23 protein-coding genes are annotated in these 23,992 nt (G+C 65.0%); 15 read left to right on the top strand and 8 right to left on the bottom strand.

The window, feature by feature from the left end:
- Position 1: 1 nt before the first annotated feature.
- From NKJ18_RS03530 to NKJ18_RS03520, 3 genes are read right to left on the bottom strand one after another with little or no spacing between them, the layout of a single operon-like run.
- Positions 2-865 carry a carbohydrate ABC transporter permease gene (locus NKJ18_RS03530; RefSeq protein WP_352757808.1) on the bottom strand — a complete coding sequence of 288 codons (864 nt, stop codon included), beginning with the start codon at positions 863-865 and terminating at the stop codon, positions 2-4.
- Positions 862-1,752, bottom strand: a complete 891-nt coding sequence (locus tag NKJ18_RS03525; protein WP_023686516.1) for a carbohydrate ABC transporter permease — start codon at positions 1,750-1,752, stop codon at positions 862-864. Before NKJ18_RS03525 ends, NKJ18_RS03530 begins: the two co-directional genes overlap by 4 nt.
- Positions 1,752-3,044: an ABC transporter substrate-binding protein gene (locus tag NKJ18_RS03520; protein ID WP_023686515.1), complete on the bottom strand. Its 1,293-nt coding sequence runs from the start codon at positions 3,042-3,044 to the stop codon at positions 1,752-1,754. The genes NKJ18_RS03525 and NKJ18_RS03520 overlap by 1 nt, the downstream gene beginning before the upstream one ends.
- Before the next feature lie 317 nt (positions 3,045-3,361).
- Here NKJ18_RS03520 and NKJ18_RS03515 point away from each other — a divergent pair, with 317 nt between their 5' ends.
- From NKJ18_RS03515 to NKJ18_RS03485, 7 genes are read left to right on the top strand one after another with little or no spacing between them, the layout of a single operon-like run.
- Complete coding sequence (locus NKJ18_RS03515) at positions 3,362-4,636, top strand: extracellular solute-binding protein (protein ID WP_023686514.1); 1,275 nt, start codon at positions 3,362-3,364, stop codon at positions 4,634-4,636.
- A 49-nt stretch (positions 4,637-4,685) separates the two neighbouring features.
- A complete protein-coding gene (locus NKJ18_RS03510) occupies positions 4,686-5,618 on the top strand; it encodes a carbohydrate ABC transporter permease (protein ID WP_352463712.1) in 933 nt (310 codons plus the stop codon).
- Complete coding sequence (locus NKJ18_RS03505) at positions 5,615-6,472, top strand: carbohydrate ABC transporter permease (protein ID WP_352754378.1); 858 nt, start codon at positions 5,615-5,617, stop codon at positions 6,470-6,472. The genes NKJ18_RS03510 and NKJ18_RS03505 overlap by 4 nt, the downstream gene beginning before the upstream one ends.
- Positions 6,469-7,209: a PIG-L deacetylase family protein gene (locus NKJ18_RS03500; protein ID WP_031195993.1), complete on the top strand. Its 741-nt coding sequence runs from the start codon at positions 6,469-6,471 to the stop codon at positions 7,207-7,209. Before NKJ18_RS03505 ends, NKJ18_RS03500 begins: the two co-directional genes overlap by 4 nt.
- Positions 7,206-8,081, top strand: a complete 876-nt coding sequence (locus tag NKJ18_RS03495; RefSeq protein WP_352757807.1) for an ROK family protein — start codon at positions 7,206-7,208, stop codon at positions 8,079-8,081. The genes NKJ18_RS03500 and NKJ18_RS03495 overlap by 4 nt, the downstream gene beginning before the upstream one ends.
- Positions 8,078-8,848 carry a GntR family transcriptional regulator gene (locus tag NKJ18_RS03490; protein WP_023683130.1) on the top strand — a complete coding sequence of 257 codons (771 nt, stop codon included), beginning with the start codon at positions 8,078-8,080 and terminating at the stop codon, positions 8,846-8,848. The genes NKJ18_RS03495 and NKJ18_RS03490 overlap by 4 nt, the downstream gene beginning before the upstream one ends.
- A gap of 37 nt (positions 8,849-8,885) precedes the next feature.
- Positions 8,886-9,677 carry a sugar isomerase domain-containing protein gene (locus tag NKJ18_RS03485; protein WP_023686509.1) on the top strand — a complete coding sequence of 264 codons (792 nt, stop codon included), beginning with the start codon at positions 8,886-8,888 and terminating at the stop codon, positions 9,675-9,677.
- Between the two features lie 60 nt (positions 9,678-9,737).
- On the opposite strand, the gene rsgA is transcribed toward NKJ18_RS03485, so the two are convergent.
- Entirely contained in the window at positions 9,738-10,751 is a 1,014-nt protein-coding gene (rsgA, locus tag NKJ18_RS03480) for a ribosome small subunit-dependent GTPase A (RefSeq protein WP_245260180.1), read from the bottom strand.
- 269 nt (positions 10,752-11,020) lie between these two features.
- Between rsgA and NKJ18_RS03475 the strand changes: the two genes are divergently transcribed.
- Positions 11,021-11,158, top strand: a complete 138-nt coding sequence (locus NKJ18_RS03475; RefSeq protein ID WP_023691904.1) for an endonuclease/exonuclease/phosphatase family protein — start codon at positions 11,021-11,023, stop codon at positions 11,156-11,158.
- 459 nt (positions 11,159-11,617) lie between these two features.
- Here the strand turns inward: NKJ18_RS03475 and NKJ18_RS03470 are convergent, their stop codons facing one another.
- The gene (locus tag NKJ18_RS03470) at positions 11,618-13,213 is read right to left on the bottom strand and encodes a GMC family oxidoreductase (RefSeq protein ID WP_352624785.1); all 1,596 of its coding nucleotides are present in this window, start codon (positions 13,211-13,213) and stop codon (positions 11,618-11,620) included.
- A gap of 305 nt (positions 13,214-13,518) precedes the next feature.
- Between NKJ18_RS03470 and NKJ18_RS03465 the strand changes: the two genes are divergently transcribed.
- The 4 genes from NKJ18_RS03465 to NKJ18_RS03450 all read left to right on the top strand — a co-directional run bounded on the left by NKJ18_RS03465 (position 13,519) and on the right by NKJ18_RS03450 (position 18,213).
- Entirely contained in the window at positions 13,519-14,589 is a 1,071-nt protein-coding gene (locus tag NKJ18_RS03465; RefSeq protein ID WP_023683136.1) for a sugar ABC transporter substrate-binding protein, read from the top strand.
- Positions 14,590-14,691: 102 nt separating this feature from the next.
- The gene (locus NKJ18_RS03460) at positions 14,692-15,732 is read left to right on the top strand and encodes an ABC transporter permease (RefSeq protein WP_352624783.1); all 1,041 of its coding nucleotides are present in this window, start codon (positions 14,692-14,694) and stop codon (positions 15,730-15,732) included.
- A gap of 5 nt (positions 15,733-15,737) precedes the next feature.
- A complete protein-coding gene (locus tag NKJ18_RS03455) occupies positions 15,738-17,240 on the top strand; it encodes a sugar ABC transporter ATP-binding protein (protein WP_352624983.1) in 1,503 nt (500 codons plus the stop codon).
- 4 nt (positions 17,241-17,244) lie between these two features.
- Positions 17,245-18,213: an ABC transporter permease gene (locus NKJ18_RS03450; protein ID WP_352757806.1), complete on the top strand. Its 969-nt coding sequence runs from the start codon at positions 17,245-17,247 to the stop codon at positions 18,211-18,213.
- Positions 18,214-18,287: 74 nt separating this feature from the next.
- On the opposite strand, the gene gloA is transcribed toward NKJ18_RS03450, so the two are convergent.
- A complete protein-coding gene (gene gloA / locus NKJ18_RS03445; protein ID WP_019856614.1) occupies positions 18,288-18,698 on the bottom strand; it encodes a lactoylglutathione lyase in 411 nt (136 codons plus the stop codon).
- A gap of 158 nt (positions 18,699-18,856) precedes the next feature.
- On the opposite strand from gloA, the gene NKJ18_RS03440 reads away from it, so the two are divergent.
- Positions 18,857-20,299: an FAD-binding oxidoreductase gene (locus tag NKJ18_RS03440; protein WP_023728490.1), complete on the top strand. Its 1,443-nt coding sequence runs from the start codon at positions 18,857-18,859 to the stop codon at positions 20,297-20,299.
- A gap of 3 nt (positions 20,300-20,302) precedes the next feature.
- On the top strand, positions 20,303-21,097 hold the full coding sequence (locus tag NKJ18_RS03435) for a FadR/GntR family transcriptional regulator (RefSeq protein WP_023671079.1): 795 nt from the start codon (positions 20,303-20,305) through the stop codon (positions 21,095-21,097).
- Positions 21,098-21,418: 321 nt separating this feature from the next.
- On the opposite strand, the gene NKJ18_RS03430 is transcribed toward NKJ18_RS03435, so the two are convergent.
- Entirely contained in the window at positions 21,419-22,303 is an 885-nt protein-coding gene (locus NKJ18_RS03430; protein ID WP_502906148.1) for an AraC family transcriptional regulator, read from the bottom strand.
- Between the two features lie 380 nt (positions 22,304-22,683).
- Between NKJ18_RS03430 and NKJ18_RS03425 the strand changes: the two genes are divergently transcribed.
- Entirely contained in the window at positions 22,684-22,827 is a 144-nt protein-coding gene (locus tag NKJ18_RS03425) for a hypothetical protein (RefSeq protein WP_023756462.1), read from the top strand.
- A 230-nt stretch (positions 22,828-23,057) separates the two neighbouring features.
- Here the strand turns inward: NKJ18_RS03425 and NKJ18_RS03420 are convergent, their stop codons facing one another.
- On the bottom strand, positions 23,058-23,960 hold the full coding sequence (locus NKJ18_RS03420; protein ID WP_502906147.1) for an NAD(P)-dependent oxidoreductase: 903 nt from the start codon (positions 23,958-23,960) through the stop codon (positions 23,058-23,060).
- Positions 23,961-23,992 lie beyond the last annotated feature (32 nt).

The raw sequence follows: 23,992 nt of genomic DNA, 5'->3' as shown, positions 1-23,992 counted from the left end.
GCTATCCCTTGATCGCCGAGCCGACGATGGAATCGACGAAGAAGCGCTGCAGGAAGACGAACAGGATAAGCGGCGGCAGCACGGCGAGCGTGGCGCCGGCCATCACCAGGCAGGTGTTGACCGCACCTCTGTTGTAGCTGAGCAAGCGGCTCAAGCTGATGACGATCGGATAGGCGTCGGCATTGCCCTGCAGCACGGTCAGCGGCCACAGATAGCTGTTCCAGTGATAGACGAAGGCGAAGAGGGCCAGAGCCGCGATTGCGGGGGCGACGCTCGGCGCGACGATCTTGTAGAGGATCAAGAACTCCGTGGCGCCGTCCATGCGCGCGGCGTCGATGAGCTCGTCGGGCACGCCGGAGATGAACTGGCGCATCAGGAAGATGCCGAAAGCGTTGGCGAGATTGGGCACGATGATGCCGGCGAGGCTGGCGTTGAGGCCGATCGAGCCGACCAGGCGATAGAGCGGGATCAGCGTCACGATCGGCGGCAGGAACATGGTGGCGATCAACACAGAAAACAGCAGCGACTTGGCGGGGAAGTGGTATTTGGCGAAGGCGTAGCCGGCCATCATGCTGGTCAGCAGAATGCCGGCGGTGGTGATCGAGGCGATGGCCAGAGAATTCCACATCGAGCGGCCGACATTGACCACGCCCGACACCTTCTCATAGGCATCTAGGCTCGGCGTGCCGGGGATCCACACCGGCGGCACCTGCATGCTCTCGGCCGGCGTCTTGAGGCTCGACAGCGCCATCCAGACCAGCGGGAAGGCCGAGGCAACGGCGACCAGCAGCATCAGCGTCGCCAGCAGCGCCTTGTGGCCGGACGGGCGCCGGCGCGACAGCCGGCTCGACGATCCCGCGCTCATTCGTCGTTCTTCCGGTTGGCGAAGGCAAACAGCGCGCAGACCACGACGACCAGCGACAGCATCAGCATCACCGCCATGGCCGAACCCAGTCCACCCTGCGCACGCTCGATGCCGACGCGGCGGATGTGGTAGGTGAGCACATTGGTCGAGCCGACCGGCCCGCCCTGCGTGATCAGGGCCACGGGCTCGAATACCTGCACGGCGTTGATGATGGCGATGACGGCGCTGAACAACAGCGTGCGCCGCATCAGCGGCAGGGTGATGAAGCGGAACTGCTCGAAACGGTTGGCGCCGTCGAGCTTTGCTGCTTCATACAGGCTGCCGGGTATTTGCGTCAGCCCGGCGATCGCCAGCACGGTGAAATAGCCGACCTGCTGCCAGACATTGAGGAAGACGATCGAGATCAGCGCCGTGCGCGGCGACGACAGGAAAGGCTGCGGGCCGATGCCGATAAGGCCGAGCATCTGGTTGAGAGGGCCTTCGCTCGGCGAATAGAGTTTCGACCACACCAGCGCGACAGCGATCATCGGCACCATGTAGGTGGCAAACAGCACCGTGCGCAGCGCCGTGCCGCCGGGCACATCCTGCTGGTAGACCATCAGGCCGAAGGCCACCGACAGAGGCAGGATGAGGATGACGGAGAGCGCGGTGTAGACGGCTGTGTTGGCGAGCGCGGCCTTGAAATCGCGGCCAACCGAGGAGACCCCGAAAATCTCGTGGAAATTGTCGAGGCCGATGAAGCCGGCGCTGGAAAACGGCGTCTGCGTCGACCAGTCCTGGAACGACAGCCAGACGGTGAGCAGCATCGGCAACAGGACGAAGATGCCGATCAGCGTCACGGCGGGCGCCAGCATGATGCCCGCCGAGGCACGGTACCTCTGAATCATTATTTGGCGGCGCGCTCCAGGATCGAAATGGCGTCGGCCTGCGCCGTCGCCTGCGCATCCTTGGCCGAGACCTGGCCATACTGCAACGCCTCGAGCGTCTGCTGCAGCGATTCCGAGAATTCCTGGCCGCCCGGCACCACCGGGAACGGCTTGGCGCCGGTGAGCACGCTGACATAGCCGGAGAGGAATTCCGAGCCGAGCTTGTCCTTGTGCGCCTCGATGTCGGAGAGGCGTGAGGGCAGGATGCCCATCGACATCAGGATATCCGACATCGCGGAAGCGCCGCTCTTGCCGGACTTTGGATTGTTCAGCCAGGCGAGGAAGTCCCATGCCGCCTTCTGCTCGGCCGCACCTGCATTGGCGTTGACCACGGTCATCCAGGAATAGGAGATCGAATGCGGCTTGTCGCCGCTCGGGCCGACGGGAATCGGCGCCGTTGCAATGTCGGCGAATCTGTCGCCCATGCCGGCCTTCAGCGCGCTCTCCCACCAATTGGCCATGATGATCATGCCGGTCTTGCCGGAGACGAAATTGTCGAGGAAGGGGCCGGTGGTGTTGGCGTCTGCGGTCGCCATCGCCGGCACGCTGGCGCCCGACTTGATCAGGTCCTCATAGAACTGGAAGGTCTCGGTCGCCTGCGGGCTGTCCAGCACCGGCTTGCCGTCCTTGACCAGGTCGCCGCCATTGGACACCAGCAGCGAGGCGAAGGGGTGGACGACGCCGGCGGCCCATGAATTGATCATGCCGAAGCCTTGCTGTCCCGCATCCTTGTTGGTCAGCTTCTTGGCCGCATCCTTGAATTCGTCCCAGGTCTTGGGTGGCGCCGCGATGCCGGCCTGCTTGAACAGCGCCTTGTTGTAGTTCAGCGCATAAACATCGATTTCGTTGGGGATGCCATAAAGCGTGCCGCCGACCGAGGCGGCGTTGGTGATGCCCGCCGGCCAGGCGGCCTTGACCTCGCTGGCCACCGCATCGGGAGCGGGCGCGACCAGCTTGTCGCGCGCCAGTTCCGGCAACCAGAGATCGTAGATGCCGCCGATGGTTGGGCCGTCCGCGCCGCCGCCTTGCGAGCGCAGCGTGGTCAGGAGGTCGCCGAAGGGGACGGCGCGCACGGTGACGCTGACATCCGGATTGGTCTTGGCATAATCCTTGGCCGCCGCTTCCAGCAGCGCCACCGTCTCCGGCGACCAGTGGGTGAGATAGGAGATGTTGACCGATTGCGCCCAGGCCGTGGCGGGCAGGATGGCGAGGCCTGCGGCCAGTGCCAGTTTCGACGTCCAGGCAAACGACATTCCTCATCCTCCCTATCGGTTCACATGAAGGTTATGACAAGTCAGCGCGGCGACGCAAGGGCTTGCTGGCGAAAAAGTCTCACATGGTACGGTCACAGATTTCTTTGCGGCGCTGGAATGTGGATATTTATCGTTAGGTAACAAACGGATACAGGTACTGCAATGTCGTGAGGGGGCCAACGCCGCCATTCCTGAGGCGCAGCAGACCTCTTGCGAATACCGCTATGTCGTTATAATGACTTTTGCCGAACCAATGACTTCTCACGGCACGGAAACGCCGCGGGACGCCAAGGACAGAGAACAATGGGAGACTGGCAATGAGCATGCTTTCACTTCACCGGCGCGCAGCACTTGGGCTGATCGGCGGCCTTGCCGCCGCCTGCGCCGGCGTCTTCGCCTCATTGCCGGCGCGAGCCGCCGACAGCACGGTGACGCTGTGGAGCTGGCGCACCGAGGACGAGGCCGCGATGCGCCGCATCTTCGATGCCTTCGAGGTGAAGAATCCCGGCATCAAGGTCGCCATCCAGTTCACGCCCGATGCCGACTACCAGAACCGGCTGAGCACGGCGCTGCGCGGCGGGCGCGGGCCCGACATCGCCCAGCTCAAGGCCTATGGCGAATTGCAGCCCTTCGTCGAGGCGGGCTATCTCGACGCGCTGGACGACAACGTGCCGGAGCTGAAGAACATGGAGGACGCAGCGCTTGGCGGCGTGCGTGGCCGCGCTGACGGCAAGCTCTACGGCGTGCCCTACTCGGTGCCGATGATGGGCGTCTTCTACAACCAGGATATCTTCGCCGCCCAGGGCATCGAGATCCCCAAGACCTACAAGGATTTCACCGCCGTCTGCGAGAAGCTGAAGGCGGCCGGCATCACGCCGATCGCCACCGGCGGCGCCAACGGCTCGGGCTGGGAGCTGGAGATCGCCGTCGGCGTCGTCGGCCCGACCATCTATGGTCCTGATTTCTACGACGAGATGATGAGCGGCAAGGCGACCTTCCAGGATCCGCGCTATGTGGCGGCGCTGAAGCGCTTCGCCGAGCTGAAGCCGTATTTCCCCGACGGCTTCGCCGGCATCGACTACACCACCGCCACGCAGCAGTTCATCGGCGGCAAGGCGGCGATGTTCCTCGGCGGTTCGTTCGAGAACGGCAGCTTCAAGGCGCAGAACCCGAAGCTGAAATTCTCGATCTTCCCGTTCCCCGCCGACGATGCCGGTGCAAAACTCTACACCTCGGCCTTCTCCGACGGCTCCTATGGCCTGGTCTCTGAGAGCCAGAACAAGGAGGCCGCGACCAAGGTGCTGGGCTTCATCGCTTCGGCAGAGTTCGCGCAGATGTTCGCCGACGAGCTCGGCTGGCCGCCGGCCCGCACGGATGTGACGGTGAAGGATCCAGTGCTGGCCGCGATGATGGAGATGGCGAAGAATTCGACGCCGTATCTGACGCTGGTCGGCTTCCGCTGGCAGTCGCCGACGGCGTCTTCGGTGCTGCAGTCGGAGATCATCGACATGGTCGAAGGCAACATCGCGCCGGAGAAGCTGGCGGCCGACATGCATGCCGCGGTCGCCACCTGGTTCAAGCCGAAGCAGTAGGCGCGGCCGGTCGCAAAAGCGGCCGGCCTCTCACGGACCAGAAAAGCGCATGAGCACCCTTCGCCGCACCAGCAGCCTTCGCCGCACGCAGCAGCGCATGGCCGTGCTGTTCATCCTGCCGGCGCTGGCGGTCTATGCGCTGTTCGTCCTCTATCCCCTGGGGATGTCGCTGTGGGGCAGCTTCTTCGTCTGGAAGGGGCTGCGCATGGTCGAGTTCGCCGGCCCGTCGAATTTCTCAAGGCTGTTCGTTTTCCCCAGCGGCGCGCGGATCTACGGCGCGCTGTGGCACAACACCGCCTGGTTCTTCGGCATCATGGTCTTCCAAAATGGCCTCGGCCTGTTGTTCGCCTGGCTGCTGTTCCTGCGCGACAAGGGTGCGGCCTTCTTCCAGTCGGTGTTCTTCTTTCCGGCCGTGCTGAGCCCGGTCATCGTCGGCGCGCTGTGGCGGTTGCTTTTGGCACCGGGCGGCGTCGTCGAATGGGCGCTGAACGGGCTCGGCCTGCACCAGGGCAGCCTGACTGTGCTCGGCAACAGCCACACCGCGCTCGCCATGCTGATCGCCGTCGATGCCTGGAACTGGATGGGCCTGCCGGTGCTGATCTACACGGCAGGTCTGCGGCAGATTTCCGGCCAGATTTTCGAGGCGGCAAAACTTGACGGCGCCGGCAATGCGCGCATGCTGTTCTCGATCGCGCTGCCGCTGCTGATGCCGGCGCTGGGCACGCTGACGACGCTGTCGTTCATCAACACCTTCAACCAGTTCGACATCGTCTATGTCATGCAGGGCGTGCAGGGCAATCCGAGCTATTCGACCGACACGCTGGTGACGTACTTCTACCGGCTGGCCTTCGGCGCGGAAGGTGCTGTCGGCATCACCGATATTGGTCTGGCTTTGGCGCTCGGCACCGTGCTGTTTTTGATCCTCAGCATCGGCACGCTCATGATGCTGCGCTTCTTCGACCGCCGCACGGTGCAGCTATGAGCGCGCTGGCGATTGCGCAAAGACCGGCCATCTCTCGGCAGCTTGCGCGGCTGCCCGGCTGGACGGTGCTGGTCGTTTGGACGGCGGCCGTGCTGTTGCCGCTCTACATCCTCATCGTCTCCTGTTTCAAGACCACGGCCGAGATCTACGACAACAGGCTCGGCCTGCCGCAAAGCTTTGCCTTCGACAATTTCATCAACGCCTGGACGCGCGCCGATCTCGGCCAGAATTTCATCAACAGCCTGATCGTCACGGGCGGCGCCGTCATCCTCACCATCGTCGTCTCGGCGATGGCCGCCTATCCGCTCAGCCGCTACAAGCTTGGCTGGAATGCCATCATGCTCGGCCTGTTCCTGTCCGGCATCATGCTGCCGATCCGGTTGGCCTCGGTCGAACTGTTCACGCTGATGCGCAATCTCGGCCTGCTGGATTCGCTGACCGGGCTGATCCTGGTCTATTCGGCGATCCGCATTCCCTTCGCCGTGTTCATCTTCGCCAATTTCATGCGCGTCTTGCCCTCCGAGTTGGACGAGGCGGCGCGCATGGACGGCGCCGGCGAGGTCCGCATCCTGTTCCAGATCATCCTGCCGATGGTCAAGCCGGCGGTGTCGATCGTGGCCATCTTCACCGCGATCGCGGTGTGGAACGATTTCTTCTTCCCGCTGATCTTCATCTTCGACGACCGCTACAAGACGGTGCCGCTGGCGATCAGCGTCTTCGTCGGCCAGTTCCGCACCGACTGGGGCCTGGTGTTCGCCTCGCTGGCGATCTCCATGGCGCCCATCCTGATCATGTATTGTCTGCTGGCGCGCCAGATTCGCGAAGGCGTGGGCACCGGAGGAGGCATGAAATGATCGAAGACAGAATTTATGCGGCGAAATCCATCCTGGTGGTCGGCGCGCACGCCTTCGATGCCGAGGTGATGGCCGGGCCGCTGGCGGCCGCTGCCGTCAAGCGCGGCGCCACGGTGACCTTCCTGCATCTGACCATGGGTGAGCAGGGCCATCCGTACCTGGTTCCCGCGCATTATTGCGTGCAGAAGGAAGAGGAAGCGGGCAGCGCGGCGGAGCGGCTCGGCGTCACCATGCGTGGCTTTGGCCTGCGCGACGGCTTCCTGCCCACAGACGATCAGACGGCGCTCGAAGTGGGCGACATCATTCGCGAGCTGAAACCCGAGATCGTCATCACCCATTGGCATGGCAGCTGGCACAAGGACCATCGCGCCGCCGCGCATTTGACGAAGACCGGTATCTTCTTCGCCGGACTGCCGACCGTTGCCAGCGACCATCCGGCGCACACGCCGCAACTGCTGCTGTTCGGCGAGAACTGGGAGGACGATGACGGCTTCCGGCCCGAGCATCTCGTCGATGTCAGCGACGGGTTCGAGGCCTGGCGCGACGCGGTCATGGAGTATGAACTGGCGCGCGGCCTGAGCAGCTTCCCCTATGTCGACTATTACAGTTCGCTCTACCGGCTGCGCGGCTGCCTGCGCGGCACGCGCCATGCGCAGGCCTTCGCGGCGGCGTCGCATTCGTGGAATGCCGGCAGCGGCCTGTTCTCGCTCCCCTTCGGCAAAGGGTCGGGTCGATGAGGCGGGTACTCGCCATCGATCTCGGCGCCACCAATCTGCGCGCTGCCGTATCTACGGGCGATGTCGGTGGGTTGGAGGCGCTGGGCAGCGAGCCGGCGCCGGCAACCCTTGATGCCTTCATTGCGCGCATCGACGCGCTGTGCGCTGAGGCCGGGCCGGTTTCAGCACTTGGCATCGCGGTGCCGGGTCTGGTCGAGGGCTCAATCTGCCGCTGGATCCCCAACCTGCCGTTCCTCGACGGCGTCGACATCCAGACGCTGTTTCCCAAACTGCGCGTAGCGATCGGCAATGACGCACAGATTGCGCTGCTGGCGGAGGCTGTCGAAGGCAGTGCGAAAAACATGTCGGATGCGATCCTGCTCGCCATCGGCACCGGCATCGGTTCGGCGGTGCTGGCCAATGGCCGCATCGTTGCGGGCGCGCATGGCGGCGCCTGCTCGTTCGGCTGGGCCTGCGCCGACGTCAAAGATCATGGCGAGGAGCGCAGCGGCTGGCTGGAGCGCGTCGCGTCGGGCCGGGCGCTTGATGCCCTAGCCGGACAGATCGGCCTTGCCGACGGCCGCCAGCTGATCGCCGCTGCCCAGGCCGGCGAACTGGCCGCACTCACCTTGCTTGAACTGCCGGCGCGACAGCTCGGCACCGCGCTTGCAGGCGCTGTCGCGCTGCTCGATCCGCAAGCGGTTCTGATTTCGGGTGGTTTGGCGGAGGCGCTGGATGTGATCCGGCCGCCGCTGCTTGCAGCGCTGCGACGCCAACTGCCGCCGCATCTGCGCGGCATCGACGTCAAGCCCGGAAAATTCGGTCCCCGCGCCGGCCTCGTCGGCGCGGCGCTGGCCGGCGCCGTTGGGCAAGGGTGGAGGCATGTGCGATGAGCGAAGCAAGCTTTCAGCAGCCGGACCGCAGACGGCCGGAGCCGCTCTGGTATCAGGTCGAAGAGGCGATCCGCGCCATCGTCAAGAGCGGCGAATGGGCAACGGGCGACCAGATCCCGGCGGAGGACAGGCTGTGCGCCCTGTTCGGCGTCAGCCGTATCACGCTGCGCCACGCGCTGCGCAATCTCGAGGAGGCCGGGCTGCTCAGGCGCGAACATGGCCGCGGCACGTTCGTGCGCTCGACCACGCTGGTCGCCGGCACGCGTGAGCTGACCAGCTTTACCCAGGAGATGGGCAATATGGGCGTGGTCGCGGGCTCGCGCCTGCTCGACTGCAGCCTGACCACCGCCAATGCGGCGGCTGCCGGCGCGCTGGAGATCGAGGAGGGCGATCCGGTGGTGCGCATTCGCAGGCTGCGGCTCGGCAACAACGAGCCGATCGGCATCCAGACGGCGCAGCTGTCGGCGGTGCGCGTGCCGGGCTTCCTCGATGCCGGCCTGCTGCAGGGCTCGCTCTACGAGGCGCTGGAGCGCCATTACGGGATCGTGCCGGTGGCCGCGCGGGAGAACTACCGGGTCGGCGCGGTCGGCGCGGCGGATGCCGAACTGCTCGACCTTGCGGTCGGCAGCCCGGCCTTCGTCGTCGAACGCATCACCACCGACGAGCGCGGCCCGTTCGAGTTCACCGTCTCGATCATGCGCGGCGACCGCTACGAAATCCGCTCGACGCTGCGCGCCGGACGCGTGCCGCTGAATCCGAGAAGCTGATCCATTCCAGACCGACACATCAAACAGGAGTACCCACGTGTCCGATCTCTACATCCACCGTCTCGCCGCCCTCATCGACCAGGCTGCGAAAGCCAATGAAGAGGCCTTTGGCCAGGCCGCCAGCCGCTTTGCCGACTCGCTCGAGGGCGGCGGGCTGGTGCATCTCTATGGCTCCGGCCATTCGGTGCTGCCGGTGCAGGAAGTGTTTCCGCGCTATGGCAGCTATGTCGGCTTCAACCCCCTGACCGACCCGCGCGTGATGTGGCACAATGTGCTCGGCGCCGGCGGCGTGCGCGAGCTTTTGTGGCTGGAGCGTACGGAAAGATACGCCGAAAAATTCCTCGACCACCAGCCGCTCAACAAGGGCGATTCGATCATCATCTTCGGCCATAGCGGCCGCAACTCGTCGGGCATCGACACCGCGCTCTACGCCAGGAAGCGCGGCATCTTCGTCGTCGCGGTCACCAGCAAGAACAATCTGGACAAGCCGGCGACGCACTCCTCCGGCAAGCGGCTGGCCGATGCCGCCGACCTCGTCATCGACACCTGTTCGCCGATCGAGGACGCCATCGTGCCGGTCGAGGGCTGGAGCCGGCCGGTGTCGGGCTCATCGACGGTGCTTGCCATGATCCTGGCGCATGAGCTGATCGCGCGCACCGCCGAGCAGCTCGCCAAGCGGGGCATCGAACTGCCGGTCTTCGCCTCGCCGACCATTGCCGGCGTGACGTTGCACGACACCGACGTCATCTATGGCGTCTACCGCGAGCGTATGCTGGAGGCGCAGCAGAAGCACCTGCCGACCTTCCAGGCAACGATGCGCGGAGAGTGAAAAAAGGGAGGCCCGGCACATGCCGGGCCTCCGACGTCTCGTTCCGCAATTCCTATCCTCTCAACGCCGCTTCGGGCGCCCGGCAGGCGATTTGTTGCCGCGTGGCCCGCTCTGAACCGGCGTGTTGCCCTGGTTTTCCTCCGACAGCTTGCGCCAGCGGGCAAGGCGCTCGGGGTCGAGCGTACCCGCCTTCAACGCAGCCTGCACCGCGCAGCCCGGTTCGTGGACATGGGTGCAGTCGCGGAACTTGCACAGCGGTGCGAGCTCGGTGATTTCGGCAAACAGCGTGTCGATGCCGGAGGCGACGTCGCTGACATGCAGCGTGCGCATGCCCGGCGTGTCGATCACCCAGCCGCCGCCGGCAATGGCGTGCAGCGATCTGGCTGTGGTAGTGTGGCGACCCTTGGCATCGTGCTCGCGAATGCCCGCAGTCTGTTGCGGCGATTGCTGCGCCGATCCGGCCAGCGTGTTGACCAGCGTCGATTTGCCGACGCCGGAGGAGCCGACCAGCGCCACCGTCTGCCCTGCGCCACACCAGGGAGCAAGCGCCGCTGCGGCATCGGCGACGCGCGGGTTCAGCATCACCACGGCCAGTCCACGCTGCAGGGCGGCGGCCTGGCGTTGGTAAGCCTCGGCATCGTCAGCGGTGTCGGCCTTGGTCAGCAGGATCACCGGCGTCGTTCCGGCCTCGTTGGCCAGCGCGAGATAGCGCTCGAGCCGGGCGATGTTGAAATCGGCATTGCAGGACGTCACGATGAACAGCGTGTCGACATTGGCCGCGGCCAGCTGCGGCACCCTGCCTCCCTGTGTGCGGCGCTCCAGCACCGTCTTGCGGGTCAGGCGGCGCCGCAGCAGATGCGTATGCGGCTCGACCAGCACCCAGTCGCCGACGGCATAGTCGCCGGTGTTGGTATTGGCCGGCAGCGTCAGATCCACTGGCCCTGACAGAGACAGACCGGCCAGGCGGTCGCGGTGCACCGAGGCGATGCGCGTCGGCACTAGGTTTGCCTCATCGGCTTCAAGCTGGTCGCCGAAGAAATCCGTCCAGCCCAGGCTTGCGAGGGAAGCCGTCACGGTTTTGACCACGGGGACGGCGTCACAGACATCGGAGAGTATCCTTTGGCAAAATGGGCGCGGACCCTCGGGGCGGTTGTTCAAGCCGTGTATGGGCGGCATGGCGGCATTTGGCAAGCCGAACCGCGCCGATGGCCAAGCCGTTTCGCGCACCGCGTGGAACGCATCGAGGCGGTGGTTCGCTGAACGTCACCAGACACGGAATCCTATCGTGGCACCTATCCGCGTCGCGTGCGTCGAGGTTTCGTTCAACATTGAGGAAAAGTCCTATGCGCTTACGCGTCGTTACTCTCAATGTCTGCAACACGGAAGGCGAACCGGAGCGCCTGGCGGCCATCAACCGGGAGCTGAGGCGGCTCGACCCCGATCTGTCGCTCTCCAGGACGTCGTCCAGACAGCCGATGTGAAATCCCTCGATACGCTGCCGATGGTCTTGATTTGCATGCCACGCATCAGGCCTCGTCGTCGACCTCGAAGTTGGCAGGGACGGCTGAGGATGGCAGGTCGAGAAGCCTGCCAAAAGGGGGAGGGGGATGGCCGGTACCGCAGGGGGCGGGGGGTTGGGATGGGGTTGCCTGAAGCACCGGCCAAAGCGGGACAAGTCCCACGCCCACAAGCTAGCAGAGCTTGGATCGGTTCATATGGTGTGATCGCGGAACTGGCGCAAAAGCGCTTTCACATCCCCGCGCAGGCGTCGGCAACGAGCCCGCAACCGGGGGTTTCCTGTCGGTTGGTGGGTTGCGCAAGCGTCGGTTGAAGGCGCTGCGGGAGGCTGTCGTTTTTAGTGCGGTTCGAGTGCTATGCGCTCAGCGACAGGTGCTCAAGGCAGGGCAATCGCGTGGCGCCACCACATGCGATTGTCCTGCTTACGCCACCGGCAGCGTTCGCCCCGCAATCAGATCCGCAGCCTTCTCCGCAATCATGACCACGGCGGCGTTGGTGTTCGACGACACGATGCTTGGCATGACCGAGCTGTCGCAGACACGCAGGCCTTGCAGCCCGCGCACGCGAAGCTCGGGGTCGACGACGCTGTCGGCATCGCCGCCCATCCGGCAGGTGCCGACTGGGTGATAGGCGCTGCGGCCATGTTCTCGGGCGAAGGCTTCGAGTGCTGAGCGCCCCTGCATCGCCTTGCCGGGCAGATGCTCGCGGCTGATGTATCTGGCGAAGGCTGGCTGCGACAGGATTTCGCGGCTGATCTCGATGCCGTCGATGGCGCGTTCGAGATCATAGCGCTCGGCGAACGCGTTGGGGTCGATGATGGGCGCATCGCGCAGGTCCGCGGACTTGAGCGTGACGCTGCCGCGCGAACGCGGGCGCACATGGTAGGAGTTCAGCGTGCAGCCATTGCCGCCGGGAACCGAGCCGATGCCTTCCTCGACGCCGGCGCCGGGCAGGAAATGGAACTGGATGTCCGGCGTCTTCTCCGCGCGGTCGCCCCACCAGAAGCCGCCGGCCTCGACGATGTTGGAGGCCACCGGCCCCTTGCCGAACAGCGCATATTCAAGACCGGCAACCGCCTGCCAGCGCTTCTTCTTGTAACGGTCGATGCCATGCGGTCCGTTGAGCTCGGCGACGACATCGACGTCCATGTGATCGTGCAGATTCTGGCCGACGTTTTTGGAATCGTGGACCACCTCGATGCCGTGATGGCCGAGATGCACGGCCGGGCCGATGCCGGACAGCATCAGCAATTTCGGCGAGCCGATGGCGCCGGCGGCGACGATGACTTCGCGCTCGGCGCGGAGCAGTTCGGTGCGGCCATTGACGATGATCTCGACACCGATGGCGCGGCCGTTCTCGACCACGATGCGGCTGACGGAGGCGTCGGTGCGTAGCGTCAGATTCTTGCGGCCGAGCGCCGGCTTCAGATAGGCGACCGCCGTGCTCGAGCGTTTCCCCCGACGCGTCGTCGTCTGGTAGAAGCCGGCGCCCGCCTGCTCACCGGCGTTGAAGTCGGCGCGGAAAGGAAGGCCCGCCTGCTGCGCCGCCTTGACGAAGATGCGGGTCAGCGGATGCGGCGCGCCGCTGGAGACGCCGAGCGGGCCGTCAGTGCCGTGCTGCGCATCGGCAAAAGTGTCGTTGCCCTCGGAGCGGACGAAGTAGGGCAGCACGTCGGCATAGCTCCAGCCGGCACAGCCATTCTCAGTCGCCCAGCCGTCATAATCCTCAGGGCAGCCGCGGGTGAACACCTGGGCGTTGATCGAGGAGCCGCCGCCCAGCACGCGGGCCTGCGGATAGACCATGGTGCGGCCATCGATCTCCTTGCCGGGCGCGGTGTCATAACCCCAGATCAGCGGCCCCGACGTCATCTTGAAGAAGCCGACCGGCAAATGGATGTAGCGGTCGGTGTCGGGCGGACCGGCCTCGAGCAGCACGACGGACACGTCCGGGTCCTCGCTCAGCCGGGCGGCCAGAATGCAGCCAGCCGAACCGCCGCCGACAATGATGTAATCCGTCATTTCCACTCCCGGGTTCTCTTTGTTGGAGCATGATCTCCGGACAAAACGGTTTCCCGATTTGTCCGAGAAAACCGGTTCCCACTTCTAGGGATCATGCTCCGGCGGGCGATGAAAATCACCGCCCCTTCCTCTTGCGCGCGACGATCTCAAGTCGCTTGTGCCACGTCAAGAGAAAGGGTATGGTTATCGTGTTGAAGGGTTGTCGTACAAGTGGAGGAGCTTGACGACCCTCATCAGGAGGTCCCGGCCGCGCTCCCCGCGCAAGATGCCGGGCGGAACAGAATTCAATCGGGAGGATTCGAGGTATGAACGACACGAAGAATTTTGCGGTCAACCGGCGCACGCTGATGATGGGCGCCACCGCCGGCGTGGCGGCACTCGCCATGCCGAGCGTGCTGCGCGCGCAGGACAAGCCGACGCTGGTGACGTCGATCCGCTCGCTGTCCAACCCCTATCACGCGGTGTGGAAGACCGGCGCGGAAGCGTATGCCAAATGGGCCGGGCTGGAACACGTCACGCTGGTTTCGGAAGGCAACAGCGAGAAGGGCATTGCCGACATCAAGGCGATGCTGGCCAAGACCGGCGGCAACATGGTGCTGAATTCCGATCCCAACGACACGCCCGATGCGCGCCCGATCGTCGAGGCCTGCGCCAAGGCCGGCGCCTATGTGGTGACGCAGTGGAACAAGCCTGGGGATCTGCACCCGAAGGATTTCAACCCGAACTATGTCTCGCATATCGAGTTCGACGGCATCGACAGCGGCAAGACCATCGCCGAGATCCTGTTCAAGACCATTGGCGGCAAGGGCGGCATCGTCGCACTCGGCGGCCTGATCTCGACCACGGCGGCGATCGAACGCAAGAAGGGCCTCGATGCGGCGCTCGCCGCCAACCCGGACATCAAGCTGCTCGACTTCCAGGTCGCCAACTGGAAGTCGACCGAAGCCTTCGACCTGATGGGCAATCTGCTCACCCGCTTCGGCGACGACATCAAGGGCATCTGGGCCGCCAATGACGATATGGGCTCCGGTGCACTGGAAGCGCTGCGTGCCGAAAATCTCGCCGGCAAGGTGCCGATCGTCGGCGTCGACGGCATCAAGACGGCGGTCGATGCGGTGCGCACCGGCGAGTTCGCCTGCACCGTCACTTCGGATCCGTTCTGGCAGGGCGGCATGGGTCTGGCCATCGGCTACAACGCCAAGATCGGCAAGTTCGACCCGACCAAGGAGCCCCCGGAGCACCGCGAGTTCTACGGCAAGGCGGTGCTGATCTCGCACGACAATGTCGAGGAATATTACAAGACCAATGTCGATGCGAAGCCCGAGATCGACTGGAACGATCTGTGGGGCCGGGTCACCGGAGCAATCCGCACCTGATCCATCGGAGTGGGCTGCAACTCCCTGGCGGCCCGCTTCCTCCCGCAGCCGTCGCGATCCCCTTGTCGCGACGGCTGTCACCAGCAGACGGGAAGCGGTTTCTTGACAATCCATACAGAACCCCTGAAGTCCGTTTCGGACATCGAGCGGACGACGCCCATGACACCGTTCCCCGGCCGCATCGCGACATTCCTGGGCGGCAGGCGCTGGCGCAGCCTGGCGCCGCTGGCGGTGCTGATTGTACTCTGCGTACTCATCGCCATTGCCAACCCCAATTTCATCGAGCTGCGCAATCTGGTGCGGCTTGCGAATTCCGCCGCCGTGCCGCTGACGCTGGCCATGGGGCTGACCTTCATCATCCTGATGGGCAGCATCGACCTCGCAGTCGAAGGCACGCTTTCGGTGGCGGCGATGGTGCTTGTGCTGCTCGCCGCCAATGACGGCAACGGCAACGACTATGGCTGGTGGGCGGTGCTCGCTGCCATCGCCGCCGGCACCGCCATGGGCTTCGTCAGCGGTCTCGTCCAGACCATGCTGCGCATCCCGTCCTTCATGGGCACGCTCGGCATGTGGTTCATCGGCCTCGGCCTGTCGGTCTATATGCTGGGCGGCACGGCCATCAAGCTGAACGACGCCTCGATCCGCGACCTGGCCTTGCACCGTTTCCTCGGCCTGCCGGTGGCGGTCTGGGTCGCGTTCGGCGCCTTCCTGCTCGCCACCGTCATCCAGTACCACACCAAGCTCGGCCGCCACATATTGGCGATCGGCGGTGATGAGGATGTCGCCAAGCTCTCCGGCGTCAATGTCGTGCGCGTGCGCATCATCGCCTTTGCGCTGGCCGGGTTCTTCTTCGGCATTGCCGGTGTGCTGGCCGCGGCACAGCTCGGCCAGTCGCATGCCGTCATCGGCGACGGCAGGCTGTTTGCCGCGGTTACCGCAGTGGTCGTCGGCGGCACCGCTTTGACCGGCGGCGAGGGCGGTGTGGTCAACACGCTGATCGGTGTGCTGATCGTCACCGTGCTTGCCAATGGCATGATCCTGCTCGGCATCTCGCCCTACATCCAGCAGACGGTGCAGGGTCTGATGATCATCGCCGCGGTGGCGCTGTCGCTCGACCGTGTCCGCCTGAAAATCGTCAAGTGAACGCCATGCTGCAGGCGTCCAACATCATCAAGAATTTCCCCGGCGTCCAGGCGCTGCGCGACGTCTCCATCGAGGTGCGGCCCAATGAAGTTGTCGGGCTGATCGGCGAGAACGGCGCCGGCAAGTCGACGCTGATGCGGGTGCTGGCCGGCGGCTACCGGCCGGATGGCGGCTCGCTCACGCTGGATGGCGAACAGCTGCGCATGCGCAACGCCCGTGATGCGGCCAGGCATGGCATCGGCATGGTGTTCCAGGAGCAGTCGCTGGTGCTGAACCTGACGGTTGCCGAAAACATCTATCTCGGCGAAGAGGACCGCTTCACCCGCTTCGGCATCGTCAATTGGCGCGCCATGAACGCGGCGGCGCGGCGGCAACTGGCCAAGATCGGCATCGACATCGACGTCACCGCGCGCACCTCCGAACTCACCTTCGCCGCGCGCCAGATGGTCGAGCTCGCCAAGGCGCTGACCCTGGAGGAAGTGGTCGAGCGGCAGTTGCTCATCCTGCTCGACGAGCCGACCTCGGTGCTCAACGCCGCCGACATCGAGGTGCTGTTCGCGCGGGTGCGCTCGCTCAAATCCCGGGCCAGCTTCGTCTTCGTCTCGCACCGCCTCGACGAGGTGCTCAATATCTCCGACCGCGTCTACACGATGAAGGATGGCGCCGTCGTTGCCGAACATCGTGCAGCCGAAGTCACCGCGCCTGAGCTGCACGAGATCATGGTCGGGCGCGGCCTGCAGGCCGAGTATTATCGCGAGGCCCGCCAGCTGGCGCCGCGACATACCGTGATGGTCGAGGCCAAGGGCCTTGGCGCCAACGGTTTCTATCACGGCGTCGATCTCTCGATCCGGGCGGGCGAGATTGTCGGCATTGCCGGCGTCGTCGGCTCCGGCCGCGAGGAGGTGACGCGCACCGTTGGCGGCTTCGTCCAGCATGATGCCGGCGAGATGAAAATCGCCGGCGATGCCGTGCGCTTCTCCTCGCCGGAACCGGCGGTGCGCAAGGGCATCGGCTATGTCCCGCGCGAGCGCCGGCTCGAAGGGCTGGTGATGTTCCTGTCGATCGCGGAGAACATTTCGCTGGCCGATCTCTCCAGCGTCATGCGCCATGGCGCCATCGATTATGGCAAGGAGCGCCGGCTTGCCGCCGACTGGATCAAGCGGCTGCGCATCAAGGCGCCCGGCCCCGATGCCGCCTGCCGCAAGCTCAGCGGCGGCAACCAGCAGAAGGTGGTGCTGGCGCGCTGGATGACGGCGGGCTCGCGCATCCTGGTGCTCGACCATCCCACACGCGGGCTCGATGTCGGCGCCAAGGAAGAGGTCTACGAGCTGGTGCGCGATCTCTCCGCGCAAGGCGTGGCGATTCTTTTGATTTCCGACACGCTGGAGGAAACGATCGGCCTGTCGCACCAGGTGCTGGTGATGCGCGATGGTGCAATCACCGCGCGCTTCGATGCCAGTCCGGGCAACAAGCCGAACCAGGTCGATCTTCTCAGGGCAATGGTGTGAGCCGATGAATGAAGCGTTCTCCATCAGGCGGGTTTTCGAAGGCAAGTGGACGCAAGGCGCCATTCCGCTGGTGCTGCTTGTCGGCCTGCTTTTGATCATCGAGATCGCCGCGCCCGGCTTCCTGACCGGCGAGACCGTGGCGCTTTTGTTTGCCAACACTGCCGTGCTGTTCATCCTGGCGACCGGCGTCACCTTCGCCATCCTGCTTGGCGGCATCGATTTGTCGATCCAGGCGGTGGCATCGCTGGCCAGCGTCATCCTGGCGCAATTGCTGCCTTCGCTCGGCCTTGCCGCCTTTCCGGTGGCGATCCTGTCGGGGCTTGCCTTCGGCATCCTGAGCGGCGTCGTTCACGTCAAGCTACGCGTGCCGTCCTTCGTGGCGACGCTCGCCACCGGCGGCGTGGTCACCGGCCTGGCGCTATGGGTCTCCAATGGCCGCGCCATCACCATCGAGGAGGCTGGTCGGGAAAACACCGCCTGGATCAACGCCACTGTCGCCGGCATTCCCGTGGTGGTGCTGATTTCGGCGGTCATCGGCATCGCCGCCTTTCTGGCGCTGCGCTACACACGCTTCGGCCGGCAAGCGATCGCGGTCGGCGCCGGCGAACCGGCGGCGTGGGCCGCGGGCATCAATGTCGACCGCACCAAGATCATCGCCTTTGCCGCGTCGGGTATGCTCGCGGCCATCGCCGGCATCGTGCTGGCAGCCAGGCTGTCGAGCGGTTCGCCGGTGCTGGCCAACCAGCTGCTGCTGCCGGCCATCGCCGCCGTCATCGTCGGCGGCACGGCGATCACCGGCGGGCTCGGCGGCGTTGCCCGCACGGCGGTCGGCGCGCTGATCATCTCGATCGTGCGCATCGGCATGACCTTCGTCGGCGTCAATATTTTCCTGGAAAACATGGTGTTCGGCGCGGTGCTCATTGCCGCCGTCGCCATTACCATCGACCGCAGCAAGATCGCGGTCATCAAGTGATCCCGCCTCCCAGGCAAGCGCGGACAGGACGGGACCGCATCGGCGCGAGGCCGATGCGGTCCGGCCCGATCGGATTACATCGTGTCGAGGCCGATCAGCTCGATCTTGTAGCCATCGGGGTCTTCGACGAAAGCGATGTGGGTGGTGCCGTGCTGCATCGGGCCGGGCTTGCGCGGGATCTTGGCGCCGCGCTTTTCCAGTTCGGCGCAGACCGCGTAGATGTCATTGACGCCGAGCGCCAGGTGGCCGAAGCCGGTGCCGATCTCATAGGGTTCCTCGCGGCCCCAGTTCAGCGTCAGCTCGACGACGGCTTCCTTGTCCTCGGGGCCGTAGCCGACAAAGGCGTTGGTGAACTTGCCGCCGGGATAGTCGTCGCGGCGCAGCAAGGTCATGCCGAGCACTTCGGTGTAGAAGGCGATCGACTTGTCGAGGTCGAGCACCCTGATCATGGTGTGCATATAGCGAAAGCCCGGGGCGTCGCTCATTGGGGGAAGTCCTCCGAATTCTGTGATTTGCGGGTCTGATCATCCACATCGCACGCTTGGCGGCAAGCCTCGCTTGATGTTCTCAATCAGGGTTGTATGATAACACGACACCGCCGGTATTTGTCCAGCCGTTTTGCCGAGGGGCCCAGAGCCAATCCATGAATGCCGTGCCGCCACCCTCCGCATCGCAGATCGCAGCCCTGGCCGGCTTGCTGCCGAATGGCGGGCTGCTGACCGAGGAAGTGGATCTGGCGCGCTACAGCCGAGATTGGTCGGGCGATCATTTCGGCCGGCCGCTGGCGGTGGCGCGGCCCTCTTCGGTGGAGGAAATGTCGGCGCTGATGCGGTTCTGCCATGCCGAGCGCATTCCGGTCGTGCCGCAAGGCGGCCTGACCGGGCTCGTCGGCGCCGCAGTGGCGGCGGATGGCGGCGAGATCGTCATCTCGCTGGAGCGCATGAACCGTATCCGTTCGATCAGCCCGATCGACTTTGCCATGGTGGTCGAGGCCGGCTGCATTCTCGAGGACGCCAAGCGCGCCGCCGAAGCGAGCGACTGCCTGCTGCCGATCACCTTCGGCGCGCAGGGCAGCTGCCGTATCGGCGGCAATGTCGCCACCAATGCCGGCGGCTTCAACGTGCTGCGCTACGGGATGACGCGGGACCTGGTGCTTGGCCTCGAAGTGGTGCTGGCCGACGGCCGCATCTGGAACGGGCTGAAAGTGCTGCGCAAGGACAATCGCGGCTATGATCTGAAGCAGATCTTCATCGGCTCGGAGGGCACGCTGGGCATCGTCACCGCGGCGGCGCTGAAGCTGTTTCCCAAGCCGACGCAGATCGAAACAGCACTTGTCGGCTTGCGCTCGGTCGAGGATGCGATGGCACTCTATGCCCGCGCCCGGCGCGATTGCAGCGATTTGCTCACCGCCTTCGAACTGATCCTGCGCGGCGGCATCGAGATCACCATGCGCGAAGGCCAGGATTTTCCCGATCCGCTCAGCCAGCCCTATCCCGTCTATGTGCTGATCGAGGTGTCGTCGGGCGGGCTGATCGACCTCTCCAATATGCTGCTGGGGTTTCTCGGCAGCGTCGAGGACATCGTCGAGGACGGCGTCATCGCTTCGACCAGGGCTCAAGGTGAGCGGTTGTGGCTCTACCGCGAGATCATGGTCGAGCGGCAGGGCAGGGGCGGCCGCTATTTGCGCACCGATGTCTCGGTGCCGATCTCGCGGCTTGCCGATTTCGTCACCGATGCGCTGGCCGCCTTGGAGAAAGCCCGGCCCGACGCGCTGGCCGTCACCTACGGCCATGTCGGCGACGGCAACATCCACCTCAACGTCGTGCCGCCGGAAGGCATGGGCACCGAGGCGATGGAACATCTGTTCGAGCAGGCGGAAGCCGAGATCTTCACCGTCGTCGATCGCTATGGCGGCTCTATCAGCGCCGAGCACGGCATCGGCCGGGTCAAGCAGAAGGCGTTCCTCGAACGCATCGATCCGGTGACGCTCGACCTCGCCGCCGGCATCAAGGACGCATTCGACCCGCGCCACATTCTCAGCAACGGCCGCATTCTGGCGTCCGCACCCGCCGTCGACTATAGGTGAGCGATGACGCTGAAACTCGACAAGGTCAATCGCGGCCCACACCTCTCCACTCTGGTGGCCAGTTCCATCTCGCGCGAGATCGCGCAAGGCCGGCTGAAGCCGGGTGACCAGCTGCCGACCGAGGCGGCGCTGGCAACCACTTTCGGGGTCAGCCGCAACGTGGTGCGCGAGGCGATCGCGCGGCTGCGCTCGGAAGGCCGAATCTGGTCGCAGCAGGGGCGCGGCGCCTTCGTGGTCGAGAGCAACAACCCGACGGTGCTGACCATCGACCACGAGACGCTGCAGCGCGCCGACTCGTTTCGCAATCTGTTCGAACTGCGTGGCATCCTCGAAGTGCAGGCGGCGGCCCTTGCCGCAAAACGGCGCAGCGACGCCGATCTCAAAGCCATGGGCGATGCGCTGTCCGGCATGCGCGCCGCCCCCTATGGCAGCGTCGCCTGGCTGCGCAGCGACCTCGAATTCCACCGCACCGTCGCCGAGGCGACGCGCAATTCCTACATGGGCCAATTCCTGGTCTTCGTGTCCGAGCGGGTGCGCGAAAGCATTCTCGCCGCCGGCAACCAGCAAAAGTCGGACGACATGGCCCGCATCACGCTCGGCGAACATGAGCGCATCCTGAGAGCGATCCGTGCCGGCGACGCCGAAGGAGCGCAAGCGGCGATGCGCGACCATCTGGCGGGCGCGGCGCTGCGGGTGGGGTTGCATGAGGGGGAAGCTGCGGAGATAGCGCCGGGGCCCGAGGCGGCGTCTCCGGTACGGCATTCGCGGTTGCGGAAGGCTGTGCGCGGGCAGGCTTAGGGATAGCCTTGCCTTATCCGCGCGCTGGGCCAATCGCCTATGGCGGCGCTGACCCCCACTCCGTCTCGGCTTCGCCGAGCCACCTTGCCGGGGCGAGCCACGGGTCTCGCCCGTCCTTCGGACCCCCCATTTCATGGGGGATGAGGAAATGCCAATCTCCGACATCGCAGCCCTTCAAAGCTTGGGTTTCCTCTCCCCCACGAATGTGGGGGTAGAGGTGGCTCGGCGAAGCCGAGACGGAGTGGGGGAGCGCCATATCAGATTTCACTCGGTCGTCGGCTCAACCAGCTCAGGGCCGGAGATAGGCCGCCACCCACCGCGCTATTTCAGCGGCAAAAACAGCTCAAGCACCACCTCGCGCACCGGTCCGTTCGACGAAAAGTGTCGCTGGCAATAGATCGGAAAGTCGCGCGCCTCCTCGCCGCTGGCCGGAAGCCATTCGCGGTAGAGGTAGAGCGCTGCGGGCTCGAGATTGTTGGTGTTGCCGGGATAGCGCAGCACCGCGCAGCGTCCGCCGGGGATCACGCCGGCCTTCATCTGCGCGTCCTCGATCGGCCCGCCTTCTACCGGCAGGTCGGTTCCGGCACAAATGTCCATGCTGTAATCGGCCGGGTTCGCCGGCTCCCTTTCGGAACGGAAGATGTTGAAGGTCGGGCTTGTCTCGGGCGACAGGCCGGCGACCTTGCGCCAGGCGATGAAGCGCTGGATGGTGTCCTGGAGCGTCGCCCGGTCGCCGCGATGCTCCATGATCGCCACCGGCGTCGGGGGCACATCGCGGATCATGACGTCGGCGGGTTCGAAGATTATCTGCATGAGCGTGGTCCTTGCTTTGTCGAGCGGCCCGAAGGCCATGAGCCACGCCCCCCAGTCGGGGGACTTCCGGAACGACGAAGGCGATTGTCCGAACCGTTGCCGAAAGGCGCGGGCGAAGGCATCCGGTGCGTCGTAACCGGCATCCATCGCTATGTCGGTGACGCTTTGGGCGTCGCTCTCGGCAAGCCTGTAAGAAGCGCGCTTCAGGCGGGCGAGCTGGACATAGCGATGCACGGACAGCCCGAAGGTTGATGTGAACTGCCGGTGGAAATGGAATTTCGAGAACGCCGCGACGCCGCTTAGCGCCTCCAGGCCCAGATCGTCGTCCAGATGCTGGTCTATGTGGTCCAGCACCCTCTGCATCCGGGCTTGGTAGTTTTCAAGTGGCGTCATCAAACGTCTCGTCCTGCGTGGCGACACCAGATAGGCGGTTCCGGACATGTCGCGCTCGACCGATCTTGCGGTTTGACATGGAGGGATCGGTGCTGGGCGCGGGCAATTCATGACTGTGGAAGGTTTCTCCGCAAGGAGGTTTCGGGATAGCGGTTTCGGCCCGCGCCCTCCAATCGCGCCCATAGCACATGTCAGCGCTGGCCTCCTCTCCGTCTCGGTTTCGCCGAGCCACCTCTCCCCACTATGAGGGCGAGGAATCGCTATCGCAGAGGTCGCGGCCTGGAAAAAATTCGGTAATAGGTAGCAGCTACACCTGAGATTCCCGCGCTGCGCTGGGCATGTTACGGGCATTGTGCTACGGTTCGAATGTCGGAGGCAGCATGACCCAGTTGATACTTACGGGAACGATCGGCGGGCTTCTTGGCACCGGGCTGGCTCTAATCGGTGTTCGGCAGGTGAGGATTCTCGACTGTGTGGTCGCGTTCGGCATGTTGCTTCTGGGGCTGACGTGGTTTGTGGGCTAGCGCAATGCGCTTGTTAGCTCGACGGCTTCTCACGCAGTTGCACCGGTCCTGTCCCGTTCCGTTGGATGAACTCAGCCTTCTTGTCACAATCGCTTTCAACAGCGGTTCGTGGACCTCACGAAGCGCGGTAGTGCTCACTCGGGTACGCTAGGAACGGACCGACGATGCTCTTGTGCATCACCTCCGCTGCCGCCAGAAAGCGCCCGATTTGGGGAGCGCCGTACGAGGTTTTACCCCGCCGGCTCCACCAGCGACACCCCGTTCAACCCCGCCACAATATCCGACAGCGCCGGCACGAACTTCTCGCCATGACCTGTCGTGACGGCAGTGGCAAAGCCGTTGCGCACCGCGGCGCCGATCGGGTTGGCGATGCCGGCGGCCTGGGCGAAGGAGGCGAGGTAGGTCATGTCCTTCAGCGCATTGGCGATGGCGAAGCGTTGGGCGTTTTCGTTGCGGTTGAGGACGAAGTCGAAGAAGGCCTGGTAGAAGCCGCAATCCATGCGGCTGCCGGAGATGACACTGTTGAAGACCTGCGGCGTCAGCCCGGCCTTGGCGCCGAGGCTCAGCGCTTCCGAATAGATCGCGGAATAGCCCATCGAAACGAAATTGTTGAGCAGCTTCATGGTGTGGCCGCTGCCGGTCGGGCCGGTGTGGACGACACGCGCGGCGAAGGCTTCGAGCACCGGCCGCGCTCGGGCGACGATCTCGGCCGTACCGCCGACCATGACGTCGAGCTTGCCCTCGGTGGCTTCCTTGGGCGTGCGCGCCAGCGGCGCGTCGATCAGCGTCATGCCCTGCTCCGCGAGGTCGGCGGCAAGCGCTGTCGTCGATGACGGGTTGGAGGTCGAGCAGTCGATGATCAGCAGCGGCGTCTTGGCCGAGGCCAGTCCGTCCGGGCCCTTGACCAGTGCCTCGACCTCGCGCGAACCGGTGACGCACAGGATGACGATGTCGCTCGCGGTGGCGAGCGCGCGCGGGCTTGCCGCCTCGCTGGCGCCGGCGGCGATCAGCCGGTCTGCGGCGGTGCGGCTGCGGTGGACATGGACCATCAGCGGCCAGGCCTTGCGCAACAGATTGTCGGCCATGCCGGCGCCCATGCTGCCCAGGCCGATGAAGCCGATGCGTTCTTTCATGCAATCCTCCCATGGCCCGTGCCGACGGGCCG

This window comes from Mesorhizobium sp. M0217 (assembly GCF_040321955.1).
In the GTDB taxonomy this organism is placed as follows: domain Bacteria; phylum Pseudomonadota; class Alphaproteobacteria; order Rhizobiales; family Rhizobiaceae; genus Mesorhizobium.
Note: the sequence above shows the minus strand (reverse complement) of the source record. Positions and strands in the feature narration are given on the sequence as shown.

Bases quoted from the DNA above. Each gene is read 5' to 3' on its own strand.
- NKJ18_RS03505 (WP_352754378.1), top strand. From the start codon at position 5,615: ATGAGCGCGCTGGCGATTGCGCAAAGACCGGCCATCTCTCGGCAGCTT.
- NKJ18_RS03420 (WP_502906147.1), bottom strand. From the start codon at position 23,960: ATGAAAGAACGCATCGGCTTCATCGGCCTGGGCAGCATGGGCGCCGGC.
- NKJ18_RS03500 (WP_031195993.1), top strand. From the start codon at position 6,469: ATGATCGAAGACAGAATTTATGCGGCGAAATCCATCCTGGTGGTCGGC.
- NKJ18_RS03425 (WP_023756462.1), top strand. From the start codon at position 22,684: ATGACCCAGTTGATACTTACGGGAACGATCGGCGGGCTTCTTGGCACC.
- NKJ18_RS03510 (WP_352463712.1), top strand. From the start codon at position 4,686: ATGAGCACCCTTCGCCGCACCAGCAGCCTTCGCCGCACGCAGCAGCGC.
- NKJ18_RS03430 (WP_502906148.1), bottom strand. From the start codon at position 22,303: ATGACGCCACTTGAAAACTACCAAGCCCGGATGCAGAGGGTGCTGGAC.
- NKJ18_RS03495 (WP_352757807.1), top strand. From the start codon at position 7,206: ATGAGGCGGGTACTCGCCATCGATCTCGGCGCCACCAATCTGCGCGCT.
- NKJ18_RS03465 (WP_023683136.1), top strand. From the start codon at position 13,519: ATGAACGACACGAAGAATTTTGCGGTCAACCGGCGCACGCTGATGATG.
- NKJ18_RS03450 (WP_352757806.1), top strand. From the start codon at position 17,245: ATGAATGAAGCGTTCTCCATCAGGCGGGTTTTCGAAGGCAAGTGGACG.
- gloA (WP_019856614.1), bottom strand. From the start codon at position 18,698: ATGAGCGACGCCCCGGGCTTTCGCTATATGCACACCATGATCAGGGTG.
- NKJ18_RS03530 (WP_352757808.1), bottom strand. From the start codon at position 865: ATGAGCGCGGGATCGTCGAGCCGGCTGTCGCGCCGGCGCCCGTCCGGC.
- NKJ18_RS03520 (WP_023686515.1), bottom strand. From the start codon at position 3,044: ATGTCGTTTGCCTGGACGTCGAAACTGGCACTGGCCGCAGGCCTCGCC.
- NKJ18_RS03440 (WP_023728490.1), top strand. From the start codon at position 18,857: ATGAATGCCGTGCCGCCACCCTCCGCATCGCAGATCGCAGCCCTGGCC.
- NKJ18_RS03470 (WP_352624785.1), bottom strand. From the start codon at position 13,213: ATGACGGATTACATCATTGTCGGCGGCGGTTCGGCTGGCTGCATTCTG.
- NKJ18_RS03490 (WP_023683130.1), top strand. From the start codon at position 8,078: ATGAGCGAAGCAAGCTTTCAGCAGCCGGACCGCAGACGGCCGGAGCCG.
- NKJ18_RS03515 (WP_023686514.1), top strand. From the start codon at position 3,362: ATGAGCATGCTTTCACTTCACCGGCGCGCAGCACTTGGGCTGATCGGC.
- NKJ18_RS03475 (WP_023691904.1), top strand. From the start codon at position 11,021: ATGCGCTTACGCGTCGTTACTCTCAATGTCTGCAACACGGAAGGCGAA.
- NKJ18_RS03435 (WP_023671079.1), top strand. From the start codon at position 20,303: ATGACGCTGAAACTCGACAAGGTCAATCGCGGCCCACACCTCTCCACT.
- NKJ18_RS03455 (WP_352624983.1), top strand. From the start codon at position 15,738: ATGCTGCAGGCGTCCAACATCATCAAGAATTTCCCCGGCGTCCAGGCG.
- NKJ18_RS03525 (WP_023686516.1), bottom strand. From the start codon at position 1,752: ATGATTCAGAGGTACCGTGCCTCGGCGGGCATCATGCTGGCGCCCGCC.